The following is a 12873-nucleotide window of genomic DNA, read 5'->3' on the forward strand; positions in this document are numbered from 1 at the left end:
TCTTTATCCGTTCGAAACGGCGACCAGGCGGTCGAGCACAGCCTTGGCGCGGCCGCTGTCGATCGCCTCGGCGGCCAGCGGCACGCCTTCGCCGATCGTCGCTGCCTTGCCGGCAACCACCAGGCCCGCGCCGGCATTCATCAGCACCGTGTCGCGATAGGCACCCTTGGCACCTTCGAGAACGCCGCGCAGGGCAACCGCATTGTATGCGGAATCGCCGCCACGCAGTTCTTCGCGCGTGTGCTTGCTGAGGCCGACCTGTTCGGGCGTGAGCGTAAACGTGCTGATGACGCCGTCCTTAAGGGCCGCGACATGGGTCTCACCCGTGGTGGTGATCTCATCATAACCGTCGCCATGGACGACCCAGACGTGCTGGGCCCCGAGTTCCTTCAGCGTCTCGGCCACCGGCTGCACCCATTCGGGCGAAAACACGCCAACCAGCTGGCGGTTGACGCCGGCGGGATTGGAGAGCGGTCCGAGCAGGTTGAAGATGGTGCGGGTGCCAAGTTCGACGCGGGTCGCGCCGACATGCTTCATCGCCGGGTGGTGCGCCGGCGCGAACATGAAGCCGACGCCGGCGTCATGGATGCAGCGGCCGATAGCCTCGGGCGTGAGGTCTATGTTGACGCCAAGTGCGGTCAAGACGTCGGCGGCGCCCGTCAACGAGGAAAGGCCACGGTTGCCGTGCTTTGCGACAGGCACGCCTGCGCCCGCGATGACGAAGGCCGAGGCGGTCGAGATGTTGACGCTGTGCGAGCCATCGCCGCCGGTACCGACGATGTCGATGGCGTCGTCAGGGGCTTCGACGCGCAGCATCTTGTCGCGCATGGTGGCGACGGCGCCCGAAATCTCGCTGACGGTCTCGCCGCGCACGCGCAGCGCCATCAGGAAGCCGCCGATCTGGCCGGGCGTCGCTTCGCCCGACATGATGATGTCGAAGGCCTCGCGAGCCTCCTCGAAGGTGAGGGGGGTGCCCGAAGCGACCTTGGCTATATGCGGCTTGAGTGCGCTCATGGCGTTCCCACCGCAAGTGCACGGGTGATCGCCGCCTGGTTGATCGTTGCCTGGTATTCGCCCTGGAGCTGGGCGACGATCTGGTCGAGCAGGTCGTCCGCCATGCCGGAGGCAAACTGCTTCTGCGCGTCCTCTGGCACGGCGCTCTTGTCGGCGCCGGCTGGCTCGAACACTTCGGCGACCTTGAACAGGATCTGTGCGTCGCCGGCAGGAGCGGGGATGATGCCGGTGCCGCCTTGGCCCATGGCAAACATCGCGGACGCACCCTCGCGGCCGAAGTCGGCATCGTCGGCTTCGCGCTTCAGGCCACGCTTGGTCTGTTTCTCGAGCTTGAGCTCGCCTGCGATCACGTCGAGCGAGGCGCCGTCCTTGAGGCGCTTCTCGAGCTCGTCGGCCTTGGCCTTGAGCAGCTTCGTCGCTTCGGCGGCGGTCCAGTCGGCAACGACCTTCTCACGCACCTCGTCGAGCGTACGGTCGCGGGCAGGTGTGATGTCGTCGATTTCGTAGAACACGAAGCCGTTGGTGCCGACATTGAGCGGCGGGTTTTCGGTGCCTGCCTCGGCGGCGAAAGCTGCCTGGATCAGGTTGCGCGAGTCCGGCAGGCTGTTGACGACGGTGCCATCCGGCTGCTGGCCGGCGCGGTCGATGGCGTCGACCGTCACCATCTTGAGCTTCAGCTTGTCGGCGGCAGCCTTCATCGACTCACCTGCTGCGCGGGCGTCCTCGTAGGAGTCGTGGACGTCGAGCAGGATGCGATTGGCCTCGGCAAGCGCCAGTTCCTTGCGGATCTGGTCCTTGACCTCGTCGTAGGTCTTGACCGTCTCGGGCGTGATCTCGCTGACGCGGACCAGCACCGGGCCGAAGGCGCCCTGGACGACGTCGCTGACCTGGTTGGCCTGCAGCGCGAAGGCGGCGTCGGCGACAGCCTTGTCGGCGATCCTGTCCTTGGTCAGCGTGCCGAGTGCCACGTCCGCGGCAGTCTTGCCCTGGTCGGCGACAACCTTGTCGAAGGTCGCACCGCCCTTGATCGCGTCGGAAGCAGCCTTTGCCGCATCAGCGCCCAGCACCAGTTGGTCGATCTTGCGGGTCTCGGCGGTGGTGAAGTGGGACCTGTTCTTGTCGTAGTCCTGGCGCGCCTGCTCTTCAGTAACAGCGGCGGCATCCATGATGTCTTCCGGCTCGAGCTTGACGTAGCTCAGCTTGCGGAATTCGGGTGCGGCGTAGTTCTTCTTGTTTTCCTCGAACCAGGCCTTGAGCACGTCGTCGCCAGGTGCCGCGATCGGCTCGACGAGCGACTTGGGCAGCGGCAGGTAATCGATGGTGCGATCTTCGCCGCGATAAAGTGCAACGGCGCGCAGGAAGGTGTCGGGGGCCTCGAGACCATCGGAAACAGCCTCGACGATCTGCTGGCGGACCGCAACCTGGGCGCGGTTCTTCAGATAGTCCTCGGGGCGCATGCCGATCTGGCGCAGGATGTATTCGAAGGCCTGGCGGTCGAACTTGCCGTCGGCGCCACGGAAGGTCGGGTCGTCCCAGGTGAGCTCGGCGAGGCGGTCCTTGGACAGGCCAAGGCCGAGCTTGCGTGCCTGTTCGTCAAGCACAGCACCGGCGACGAGCTGCGAAAGCACCTGGTTGTCGATGCCGAGCGCATTGGCCTGGTCGCGGGTCAGACGCTGGCCAAACTGCTGCGACATGACGTTCAGCTGGCGGTCATAGGCGAGGCGGTATTCGACACCTGAAACGGTCGTGCCGCCGGCCGTGACCACCTGGTCGCCGCCAAACTGGCTCATCATCTGACCCGAGATGCCCCAGATCGCGAAGCTGACGACGAGAAGCAGAAGCAACAGCTTCGCAACCCAGGTTCCAGCAGCACTTCGCATCGATTCGAGCATGTATCAGATCCCGTATACGCGCATTGTCGCATGCGCCTGCATGAACGAAGCGCAATAGCGCCCTTCGCCGCCACTGTCGATTGCTTTGTGGCTTGTTTTTGGTAGTGAGGTTGCCCGAGCGAATATCGATTTCGAGGGAAGAGCACTATGACGCCAGGAATCCGCCCACTCGTTGCCGGCAACTGGAAAATGAACGGCACCAGCAACTCGCTGAACGAATTGCGCAACATTGCCGGCGGCTTCATGAGCGGCCTCGATGCAGAGACCGACGCGCTTTTGTGCGTGCCGGCGACGCTGCTTTCGCGTGCCGCCGAGATCCTGCACCGTACCCCGGTCAAGACGGGCGGCCAAGACTGCCATGCCAAGGAGAGCGGCGCCCATACTGGCGACGTCTCGGCCGAGATGCTCAAGGATGCCGGTGCCAGTCACGTCATCGTCGGTCACTCCGAGCGCCGCACCGACCATGGCGAAACCGACGAGATCGTCCGCGCCAAGGCGGAAGCGGCATGGCGGGCAGGGCTGGTTGCCGTCATCTGTGTCGGCGAAACCCATGCCGAGCGCGAAGGCGGAACGACGCTGCAGGTGTTGTCGCGCCAGATCGAAGGCTCGGTGCCGACGTCCGCGACGCCAACCAACGCCGTCATTGCTTATGAGCCGGTCTGGGCGATCGGCACCGGCCTGACGCCGACGGCTGCTGATGTCGCCGAGGCGCATGCGCATATCCGCGAGCGCCTTGCCGCGAAACTGGGTGCTGCGGCTGCCAAGATGCGCATTCTTTATGGCGGTTCGGTCAAGCCGTCCAATGCCAACGAATTGCTGGCTGTCGCCAACGTCGATGGTGCATTGGTCGGCGGCGCCAGCCTCAAGGCTGCCGACTTCCTCGGCATCGCCGACGCCTACCGCAAGCTCTGATTTCACCACACGTGACCGTTGCAAAGGCAGCGTGTCACCCCATATTCGGCCGGCGGGCTTGGAAATGCCTAGAAAGCATTGTATTGAGCCGCCTCCGGAGTGCCGGGCGCCCAGGCGCGCGGCACGCCCACGTCACGAAAGATCCCAGGAAGCGCAATGGAAACCGTCCTCATCGTCATTCACTTGATGGTCGTGCTCGCCCTTGTCGGCGTTGTGCTCCTGCAGCGCTCTGAAGGCGGTGGCCTCGGCATCGGTGGCGGTTCTGGCTTCATGACTGCTCGTGGTGCCGCCAACGCGCTGACGCGCGCCACCGCGATCCTCGCGACGGTGTTTTTCGTCACGTCGCTGACGCTGTCGATCGTTGCTCGTTACGGCGAGAAGCCGACCGACATCCTCGATCGCGCGCCGACTACCCAGAGTGGAACCACTGGCGGCAAGGGCGTTCTAGATCAGCTCGGCGGCTCGACCGCTCCGGCAGCACCCGCCACTACCGCTCCGGCCGCACCTGCATCCGACGCCACGGCGCCCGCAGCCCCTGCGACTCAGCCTGCTGCGCCCGCCGCTTCGGGCACCGAGCAGCCTGCTGTGACCACACCGGCCGCCCCTGCGACCCCGCAGGTTCCTAACTAATTATTTACCCATTGCCGCAACCTGTTGTTGTTTGAACACAGTTGCGGCAAATGCCGCATCAATCACGACAATTCGATTGGTAAGCCGGTGGTGCCTCCCTTGAGGCGCCTCCGGCTAATCGCTTATAGCTGGGTTGCGGCATTTCGGCGGGGGAGCCTTGGGGGCACTGCGCGTTGTCGCAAGAAAATTTGCGTTGAACGTTCGGGATCCTTCGCCATGCAGCTCCGCCGCATCCTTCTTGCTGGCCTTTGCGCCACTTTCATGAGCTCGACAGCCTTCGCCGCCACCTCGGCGGGCACGGTTGCGGCACCTCAGCCTGTCGCAAGCGACGTTATCGCCGTCGCCGCCAAGAGCGACGCAGCTGAGCTCAAGCTGCTCAAGAAAAAGAAGAAACCGACCGACGAGGACCTGTCGCGAATCAAGGACCTCGAAGCCAAGATCAAGGCCGACAAGGAAGTCGCCCGCCTCAAGATGCTCGAAGCCAAGAAGATGGCGATGCGGGCTGCGGCCAAGGCAAAGGCCGAGCAGGCCCGTGAGCTCGCCCGCCTGAAGAAGACCGAAAAGGCGACCACCCAGGTCGCCGCCGCCGCTCCGGCGCCCAAGCGCAATCTCCAGCCGCTGGAAGTTATGAAGCCGATCGAGCCGCTGACGCCCGACGTGGCGGAAGTGGCTTCTGCCGGCAACAATGGCGAGCTGCGCAGCGAGAGCCAGGATCGTCCGCGCCAGACCGGTCTGCTCGCCGGCATCTTCGGCGGCAGCGCCCCGCAGCAGTCGATGCTGCCGCAGACGCGCGCGCTCGACGCAGTGTTGCAGGCCAAGCAGGCCAAGAAGCAGTTCAAGGTGAAGTCCGACTTCGAGCCGCAGGAAGTGTCGTTCCCCGGCTATGAGCGTGGCCAGATCGTCGTCGATACCGGCTCGCGCTACCTCTATCTGATCGAATCGTCGTCGACGGCGCGCCGCTACGCCATTGCGGTCGGCCGCGAAGGCCTGGAGTTCAAGGGCAAGGCGACCATCGGCGACAAGCAGGAATGGCCGCGCTGGATTCCGACCAAGGAAATGCAGGAACGCGAGCCCAAGAAGTACGGCCAGTACAAGGACGGCATGAACGGCGGTCCGGAAAACCCGCTCGGCGCGCGTGCCATCTACCTTTACCAGGGCAAGAAGGATACCCATATCCGTATCCATGGTACCAACCAGCCGCAGACGATCGGCACAAACTCTTCGAACGGTTGCTTCCGCATGGTCAATGACCATGTCATGGATCTCTACAGCCGCGTGAAGATGGGCTCTGAAGTCATCGTCATGTAAGGCGTTTTCAAAACGCTGATAGCGGGCCGGCGGTCACGCCGGCCTTTTTGTTTGCATGGCCTACCGGCAGCAACACTGAACAGCCAGATAGGGAAAAGTCCGACGCGGCGGATTTTTCTCTGGCGGAATCGATTTGGCCGCGTTAAGCGATGAATCCCATGGCGCGATATGTTTTTATTACCGGCGGCGTGGTCTCTTCCCTTGGAAAAGGCATAGCCGCAGCGGCCCTAGGGGCTCTTCTGCAAGCACGCGGATATCGCGTGCGCATCCGAAAACTCGATCCGTATCTCAATGTCGATCCGGGAACGATGTCGCCTTACCAGCATGGTGAGGTGTTCGTGACCGACGACGGGGCGGAAACCGACCTCGATCTCGGTCACTACGAGCGCTTCACCGGGCGTTCGGCGAACCAGAGCGACAACATCACCACCGGCCGCATCTACAAGAACATCATCGAACGCGAGCGGCGCGGCGACTATCTCGGTGCGACCGTCCAGGTCATCCCGCACGTCACCGACGAGATCAAGAACTTCATCCTCGACGGCAATGACGAGTACGACTTCGTGCTGTGCGAGATCGGTGGCACCGTGGGCGACATCGAAGCGATGCCGTTCCTCGAGGCGATCCGCCAACTCGGCAACGACCTGCCACGCAACAATGCCGTCTACGTCCACCTGACGCTGATGCCCTACATTCCGACGGCAGGCGAGCTCAAGACCAAGCCGACCCAGCATTCGGTCAAGGAACTGCGCTCGATCGGCATTGCGCCCGACATCCTCCTGGTGCGCGCCGACCGCGACATCCCGAAGGAAGAGCGCCGCAAGCTGTCGCTGTTCTGCAACGTGCGCGAGTCAGCCGTCATCCAGGCGCTCGACGTCGGCCACATCTACGACGTGCCGCTGGCCTACCATAAGGAAGGCCTCGATTCGGAAGTGCTGGCCGCCTTCGGCATCGACCCGGCGCCCAAGCCGCGTCTCGATCCCTGGCAGAACGTGTCGCAGCTGATCCACAATCCGGAAGGCGAAGTCACCATCGCCGTGGTTGGCAAGTATACCGGCCTCAAGGATGCCTACAAATCGCTGATCGAGGCGTTGTCGCATGGCGGTCTCGCCAACAACGTCAAGGTCAAGCTCGACTGGATCGAGAGTGAGGTCTTCGAGAAGGAAGATCCGGCACCGTTCCTCGAAAAGGTCCACGGCATCCTGGTGCCCGGCGGCTTTGGCGAGCGCGGCTCGGAAGGCAAGATCCTGGCGGCCAAGTTCGCCCGCGAGCGCAAGGTGCCGTATTTCGGCATCTGCTTCGGCATGCAGATGGCCTGCATCGAGGCGGCCCGTTCGCTGGCCGGCATCGAGAACGCCTCGTCGACCGAGTTCGGCTCGACCAAGGAGCCGGTCGTCGGCCTGATGACCGAATGGCTCAAGGGCAACATGCTCGAGAAGCGCAAGGCTTCGGGCGATCTCGGTGGCACGATGCGTCTCGGCGCATTCGAGGCGAAGCTGTCGGAAGGTTCGAAGATCGCCGAGATCTACGGTGACACCGACATCTCCGAGCGTCACCGCCACCGCTACGAGGTCAATATCGACTACAAGGATCGCCTCGAAGAGTGCGGCCTGGTCTTTGCCGGCATGTCGCCCGACGGCGTGCTGCCCGAGACTGTCGAATATCCTGACCATCCCTGGTTCATCGGCGTCCAGTACCATCCGGAGCTGAAGAGCCGTCCGCTGGAGCCGCATCCGCTGTTTGCGAGCTTCATCGAAGCCGCCGTCGAACAGAGCCGGCTGGTCTGATCTCTCATGCGCGCCGACGTGAATTCGCCGGCGCGCATTTTTCCTCCTGGGTGGCTTCCCGCATGACCACCTATGTCGCGCTCCTCTACAGCATCGTTCTCGGTCCAGGCCGGCGCCTCGTCATGTCCGACCTGCGCGACATGGCTACCGAGCTCGGCCTTGAAAATCCACGCACCTTGGTCGCAACCGGCAATCTCGTCTTCGAGGCCGAGGGCAAGACGGTTTCGGCGCTGGAGCGCGAACTCGAAGCGGCCTTCGCGCCAAAATTTGGCAAGCATGTCGACATCATCGTCCGCGATGCTGCCGCCTGGCGGAGACTTGTCGCCGCCAATCCATTTCCTGAGGAATCCGAGCTTCACGCCGATCAGGTCGGCGTCCGTGTTATGCGCGAGCCGGTGACATCTGAAGTCGTCGAACGGCTTCGCCCTTATGTTGCCGCCGATGAAAAGCTCACGTCGGTCGACGGCGACATCTGGCTCTATTTCTCCCGTAATACCGCTTCGTCCCGGCTGCTTGGCGCGTTGACGCCCAAGCGCGCTGGCGGGGTCGGTACTTCGCGCAACTGGAACACCGTGCGCCGGCTGGGTGACATGGTGGCATCTTAGGCGCCACGGGGGGCAGACTTGCTTCACATCTGGATTTCAGGCACAGCGCAGCCATGACGAAAACCGACAGCCCGCGACCGCTCGACCACGTGGTCCTGCCCACCGGCGACTTAGAAATCGCACGGCAGCGGCTTACCGCACTTGGCTTCAATGTCTCGCCGCAAGGCACGCACCCCTTCGGCACGATCAACTGCTGCGTCTATCTGAGCGATGGCACCTTCGTGGAGCCGCTGGCCGTCGGTGACCGGGCAGCAGCTGACGAGGCGGTTCGCGGAAGCAACGAGTTTGTCGTCCGCGACCGTGCTTTCCGCGATGTCCATGGCGATGAAGGCTTTTCGGCAGTGGTGTTCGGAACAGACGATGCCGACGTCGACCATGCCGAGTTCGTGGCGGCCGGCGTGTCTGCCGGTAGCCGGCTCGATTTTTCGCGTCCTTTCGTCGACGCGTCGGGCAAATCCGATCTGGCATCTTTCCGGCTGGCCTTCGCCGCGCAGCCGAACGCTGATGCAGACGCGTTCTTCTTCACCTGCGAGCGCGCCAACGTGCCTGCGGTCGACCGGTCGGCGCTTCAGGCGCATGCCAATGGTGCCAGGCGTGTCCTGGCGATCGAGGTCGCTGCCTGGGATGTGGCTGCGGCGGGCAAGCTGCTCGCGACCGTCGCACGCAGCAAGGCGGACGCCGCCGCCGTGGCGCTCGCAAATGCGCGGCTAACCATCCGCAACGAGCCAAATGCGCCGGGCATTCGCCTTGAAGCCATGGTCCTTGCCGTCGATGATCTTGCCGCGACAAAGGCGCTTCTTGTCGACCGCGCCGTCGCGCACGATCTAGACGGCCAGCGCCTGGTGGTGCCGGCAGCGCCGGGGCAGGGTGCAACCTTCATTTTCGAGGAGCAGAAATGACCAAGCCGAATGCAAATGTGACGGTCGGCAAGACCCTCTTCGCCAATGATGCGCCGCTGTCGCTGATCGCTGGCCCGTGCCAGTTCGAATCGCGCCAGCATGCCTTCGACATGGCCGGCAAGCTCAAGGAGCTGACCCAGAAGCTCGGCATCGGCTTCGTCTACAAGTCGAGCTTCGACAAGGCCAACCGCAGCTCATTGTCGAGCACGCGCGGAGCCGGCCTCGACGCTGCGCTGCCCGTCTTCGCCGACCTGCGCAAGGAACTTGGCGTCACCGTCATCACCGACGTCCACAATGAAGAGCAGTGCGCCATCGTCGCCGAAGTTGTCGATGTGCTGCAGATTCCGGCCTTCCTCAGCCGCCAGACCGACCTGCTCATCGCTGCCGCGAAGACCGGCAAGGTCGTCAACGTCAAGAAGGGCCAGTTCCTGGCACCATGGGACATGAAGAACGTCGTCGCCAAGGTGACCGGCTCGGGCAATCCCAACGTGCTGGTAACCGAGCGCGGCACCTCCTTCGGCTACAACACGCTGGTATCGGACATGCGCGGCCTGCCGGTCATGGCCGACATTGGCGCGCCTGTGATCTTCGATGCCACCCATTCGGTCCAGCAGCCGGGCGGGCTGGGCGCCACCTCGGGCGGCGAGCGCCGCTTCGTCGAGACGCTGGCGCGCGCGGCGGTCGCCGTTGGCGTCGCCGGCGTGTTCATCGAGACGCATGAGGATCCGGACAATTCGACCTCGTCGGATGGCCCCAACATGGTGCCGTTCAAGGATATGCCGGCCTTGCTCGAACGCCTGATGGCCTTCGACCGCATCGCCAAGGGCTAACGGGCAGTCCGCAACACCAGCTTGAGCCCGGCTCGCGCCGGGCGTAGGCTTGCCTCCGTGACTGAGCGTATCAGCCGGAGAGCCTCCATGTCTGTTGCCCGCGTTACCGAAATCACCTCATCGTCGACCAAGAGTTTCAAGGACGCCATCGAGGAGGGCATCTCGCGCGCCTCGAAGACACTCAAGAATGTCGAGGGCGCCTGGATCCAGGACCAGAAGGTCGTCGTCGAGGACGGCAAGATCGTGGCCTACCGGGTCAACATGAAGGTGACCTTCATCCTCAACGACTGAACGCTCAGCCTGCTCCATCCACCAGGAAAAATTGGAACCTCCACGCCGGGGGATAGTTAGTCCTGCATCCACAAACCAACGAGGAGCAGGATCATGACGACCCAGACTGGTCATACGGCAGCCATTCCCGCATCGCGGGTCATCGGCACCAATGTCTACAATGTTGCCGGCGAGACGATCGGCACCATCGAGGACGTGATGCTCGACAAGCTGTCGAACGGCATCATGTTCGCCGTCATCGGCTTCGGCGGCTTCCTGGGCATTGGCGAGCGCTACCACGCCATCCCGTGGTCGACGCTGGATTTCGACAAGGGCCGCGGCGGCTATGTCGTCCCGTTCTCCAAGGAGCAGCTCAAGGCGGCACCTTCCTATTCGGTCAACGAACTGGCCGAGGATGATGGCCGCCTGGCGCGCGATGCCTCCTATCAGCATTATCGCGTCGAGCCCTACTGGCATTAGTCCGCCGCACGCAGATCGCCCGAAAAGCAAAAAGCCCCGCCGAAGCGGGGCTTTTCATTTGTGCCGGCGACTTACCTTGGTGTCGGTAGTATCCGCACCTGCGACACGCCTTGCGGGGGCGGTTGACTGTCGCATGAGGTCAGAAACGCTGCGGCGATGAAGAACAAACTCAAAATACCACTTAACTCGGACATGGCGAAACTCCCTCTGTTTCGCCCCGCGCGCCCGCAGTTTACCCGAAAGTTTGGCTGATGCCTGCCTGTTCGGATGAATTATGATGACAGCGTTTTGTCTAAAGTGAATCCCGCGGCTGACGCAGCGTGATATTTGGCCGCCCGCGATTGCCTTTTCCTGATCTTTGGCTAAGACGGGCGCGGAAATCCAACCGATCCTTCTTTGCGATCAGCTCCCGGGGATGCCTCACATGACAGCAATCATCGACATTATCGGCCGCGAGATTCTCGACAGCCGTGGCAATCCCACCGTCGAGGTGGACGTGGTTCTCGAAGACGGCTCGATGGGCCGCGCAGCCGTCCCGTCTGGCGCTTCGACCGGTGCCCATGAGGCAATGGAACTGCGTGACGGTGGCCCGCGCTATCTCGGCAAGGGTGTCGAGCGCGCCGTCGAAGCCGTCAATGGCGAGCTGTTCGAGGCGATCGGCGGCATGGAAGCCGAAAACCAGATTCACATTGACCAGACGATGATCGAGCTCGACGGCACGCCCAACAAGAGCCGCCTCGGCGCCAACGCCATCCTCGGCGTGTCGCTCGCCGTCGCCAAGGCCGCTGCCGAGTCGTCGGGCCTGCCGCTCTACCGTTACGTCGGCGGCCCCAACGCCCGCGTCCTGCCGGTGCCGATGATGAACATCATCAATGGCGGCGCGCATGCCGACAATCCGATCGACTTCCAGGAATTCATGATCATGCCGATCGGCGCGCCTTCGCTGCGCGACGCGGTGCGCTGGGGCTCGGAAATCTTCCACACCCTGAAGAAGGGTCTGAAGGACGCCGGTCACAACACCAATGTCGGTGACGAAGGCGGCTTCGCGCCGAACCTCAAGAGCGCGCAGGCTGCGCTCGACTTCGTCATGGCATCGATCGAGAAGGCCGGCTTCAAGCCGGGCGAGGACGTGGCACTGGCGCTCGACTGCGCTGCCACCGAATTCTTCAAGGGCGGCAACTACGTCTACGAAGGCGAGAAGAAGACCCGCGATCCCAAGGCACAGGCCAAGTACCTGGCCAAGCTCGCTGCCGACTACCCGATCATCTCGATCGAGGACGGCATGGCCGAGGACGACTGGGAAGGCTGGAAGTACCTGACCGACATCTGCGGCGACAAGGTGCAGCTGGTCGGCGACGACCTGTTCGTCACCAATTCGGCCCGCCTGCGCGACGGCATCAAGATGGGCGTCGCCAACTCGATCCTGGTCAAGGTCAACCAGATCGGCTCGCTGACCGAGACGCTCGACGCCGTCGAGACCGCGCACAAGGCAAGCTACACCGCCGTCATGTCGCACCGCTCGGGCGAAACCGAGGATTCGACCATCGCCGATCTCGCCGTTGCCACCAACTGCGGACAGATCAAGACCGGCTCGCTCGCCCGTTCGGACCGCACCGCCAAGTACAACCAGCTCATTCGCATCGAAGAAGAGCTCGGCAAGCAGGCGCGCTATGCCGGCAGGTCGATCCTGCGCGGCTGATCGCTTCCCACATCGATGTTTGAAAAAAGGCGGGATGTTTCCCGCCTTTTTTGTTTCCGGAAGCGGGTGAGCGCCAGTCCGTAACGCTCCATTAAGCACAATGGAGCGACAAGAGCCTGAAAGAGGTTCTGACCATGTGGACACGCCAGCACAAGCAGAGAAACACCGGGCGCCTGATCGTACCGGCGCTCGCGGTGATGTTCCTGTCCTATTTCGGCTTCCATGCCTATCACGGCGAATTCGGCATCTATTCCAAGTACCGGCTCGAAGCGCGTACCGTCGAACTCCAGGCCCGGCTGGACACGGTCAGGGCGCAGCGCCTCGACGTCGAGCGCCGCGTCCAGATGCTCCACGACGGCTCGCTGGAAAAGGACATGCTTGACGAACAGGCGCGCAACGCCTTGAATATGTCCCATGCTGATGAGCTGACCATAATGCGGCCATCCGGGCGCCGTATTAACTGACTTCCAGTTAATCAACAAGAAATCCAACGTTTTTAGACGCTTAACCGCATGCCTGCTATGCATTTTTCCGCATGGCGCAGCGT

General features: G+C 63.0%; 13 protein-coding genes. 11 read left to right on the forward strand and 2 right to left on the reverse strand.

Going from position 1 to position 12873, the window contains the following annotated elements; all coding sequences use genetic code 11:
- Positions 1-3: 3 nt before the first annotated feature.
- The gene (gene trpD, locus ACSQ3E_RS10890) at positions 4-1014 is read right to left on the reverse strand and encodes an anthranilate phosphoribosyltransferase (RefSeq protein ID WP_436122714.1); all 1011 of its coding nucleotides are present in this window, start codon (positions 1012-1014) and stop codon (positions 4-6) included.
- The gene (locus ACSQ3E_RS10895; protein ID WP_436122715.1) at positions 1011-2906 is read right to left on the reverse strand and encodes a SurA N-terminal domain-containing protein; all 1896 of its coding nucleotides are present in this window, start codon (positions 2904-2906) and stop codon (positions 1011-1013) included. The genes trpD and ACSQ3E_RS10895 overlap by 4 nt, the downstream gene beginning before the upstream one ends.
- A 147-nt stretch (positions 2907-3053) precedes the next feature.
- On the opposite strand from ACSQ3E_RS10895, the gene tpiA reads away from it, so the two are divergent.
- From tpiA to ACSQ3E_RS10950, 11 genes are all read left to right on the forward strand, one after another.
- Entirely contained in the window at positions 3054-3818 is a 765-nt protein-coding gene (gene tpiA / locus ACSQ3E_RS10900; protein ID WP_310318426.1) for a triose-phosphate isomerase, read from the forward strand.
- Between the two features lie 156 nt (positions 3819-3974).
- The gene (secG, locus tag ACSQ3E_RS10905) at positions 3975-4448 is read left to right on the forward strand and encodes a preprotein translocase subunit SecG (RefSeq protein ID WP_310318429.1); all 474 of its coding nucleotides are present in this window, start codon (positions 3975-3977) and stop codon (positions 4446-4448) included.
- Positions 4449-4664: 216 nt separating this feature from the next.
- Positions 4665-5756, forward strand: a complete 1092-nt coding sequence (locus tag ACSQ3E_RS10910) for a L,D-transpeptidase (RefSeq protein WP_436122716.1) — start codon at positions 4665-4667, stop codon at positions 5754-5756.
- A 149-nt stretch (positions 5757-5905) separates the two neighbouring features.
- Complete coding sequence (locus ACSQ3E_RS10915; protein WP_310318435.1) at positions 5906-7543, forward strand: CTP synthase; 1638 nt, start codon at positions 5906-5908, stop codon at positions 7541-7543.
- Positions 7544-7605: 62 nt separating this feature from the next.
- Positions 7606-8148, forward strand: coding sequence for a DUF1697 domain-containing protein (locus ACSQ3E_RS10920; RefSeq protein WP_436122717.1), 543 nt, complete (start codon positions 7606-7608; stop codon positions 8146-8148).
- A 53-nt stretch (positions 8149-8201) separates the two neighbouring features.
- On the forward strand, positions 8202-9047 hold the full coding sequence (locus tag ACSQ3E_RS10925; protein WP_436122718.1) for a VOC family protein: 846 nt from the start codon (positions 8202-8204) through the stop codon (positions 9045-9047).
- Positions 9044-9877, forward strand: a complete 834-nt coding sequence (gene kdsA / locus ACSQ3E_RS10930) for a 3-deoxy-8-phosphooctulonate synthase (RefSeq protein ID WP_310318443.1) — start codon at positions 9044-9046, stop codon at positions 9875-9877. Before ACSQ3E_RS10925 ends, kdsA begins: the two co-directional genes overlap by 4 nt.
- A gap of 87 nt (positions 9878-9964) precedes the next feature.
- Positions 9965-10168: a dodecin family protein gene (locus ACSQ3E_RS10935; protein WP_310318446.1), complete on the forward strand. Its 204-nt coding sequence runs from the start codon at positions 9965-9967 to the stop codon at positions 10166-10168.
- Positions 10169-10261: 93 nt separating this feature from the next.
- Positions 10262-10627, forward strand: a complete 366-nt coding sequence (locus ACSQ3E_RS10940) for a PRC-barrel domain-containing protein (protein ID WP_436122719.1) — start codon at positions 10262-10264, stop codon at positions 10625-10627.
- Between the two features lie 424 nt (positions 10628-11051).
- Positions 11052-12326: a phosphopyruvate hydratase gene (gene eno, locus ACSQ3E_RS10945; RefSeq protein ID WP_436122720.1), complete on the forward strand. Its 1275-nt coding sequence runs from the start codon at positions 11052-11054 to the stop codon at positions 12324-12326.
- Positions 12327-12460: 134 nt separating this feature from the next.
- Positions 12461-12790 (forward strand): FtsB family cell division protein, encoded by a 330-nt coding sequence (locus ACSQ3E_RS10950; protein WP_310318454.1) that lies wholly within the window; start codon positions 12461-12463, stop codon positions 12788-12790.
- The last annotated feature ends 83 nt before the right edge of the window (positions 12791-12873 follow it).

Source organism: Aminobacter sp. LjRoot7 (assembly GCF_964252895.1).
Taxonomy (GTDB): Bacteria; Pseudomonadota; Alphaproteobacteria; order Rhizobiales; family Rhizobiaceae; genus Aminobacter; species Aminobacter aminovorans_B.

Coding starts and splice junctions, on each gene's coding strand:
- trpD (WP_436122714.1), bottom strand. CDS start 1,014: ATGAGCGCACTCAAGCCGCATATAGCCAAGGTCGCTTCGGGCACCCCC.
- ACSQ3E_RS10895 (WP_436122715.1), bottom strand. CDS start 2,906: ATGCTCGAATCGATGCGAAGTGCTGCTGGAACCTGGGTTGCGAAGCTG.
- tpiA (WP_310318426.1), top strand. CDS start 3,054: ATGACGCCAGGAATCCGCCCACTCGTTGCCGGCAACTGGAAAATGAAC.
- secG (WP_310318429.1), top strand. CDS start 3,975: ATGGAAACCGTCCTCATCGTCATTCACTTGATGGTCGTGCTCGCCCTT.
- ACSQ3E_RS10910 (WP_436122716.1), top strand. CDS start 4,665: ATGCAGCTCCGCCGCATCCTTCTTGCTGGCCTTTGCGCCACTTTCATG.
- ACSQ3E_RS10915 (WP_310318435.1), top strand. CDS start 5,906: ATGAATCCCATGGCGCGATATGTTTTTATTACCGGCGGCGTGGTCTCT.
- ACSQ3E_RS10920 (WP_436122717.1), top strand. CDS start 7,606: ATGACCACCTATGTCGCGCTCCTCTACAGCATCGTTCTCGGTCCAGGC.
- ACSQ3E_RS10925 (WP_436122718.1), top strand. CDS start 8,202: ATGACGAAAACCGACAGCCCGCGACCGCTCGACCACGTGGTCCTGCCC.
- kdsA (WP_310318443.1), top strand. CDS start 9,044: ATGACCAAGCCGAATGCAAATGTGACGGTCGGCAAGACCCTCTTCGCC.
- ACSQ3E_RS10935 (WP_310318446.1), top strand. CDS start 9,965: ATGTCTGTTGCCCGCGTTACCGAAATCACCTCATCGTCGACCAAGAGT.
- ACSQ3E_RS10940 (WP_436122719.1), top strand. CDS start 10,262: ATGACGACCCAGACTGGTCATACGGCAGCCATTCCCGCATCGCGGGTC.
- eno (WP_436122720.1), top strand. CDS start 11,052: ATGACAGCAATCATCGACATTATCGGCCGCGAGATTCTCGACAGCCGT.
- ACSQ3E_RS10950 (WP_310318454.1), top strand. CDS start 12,461: ATGTGGACACGCCAGCACAAGCAGAGAAACACCGGGCGCCTGATCGTA.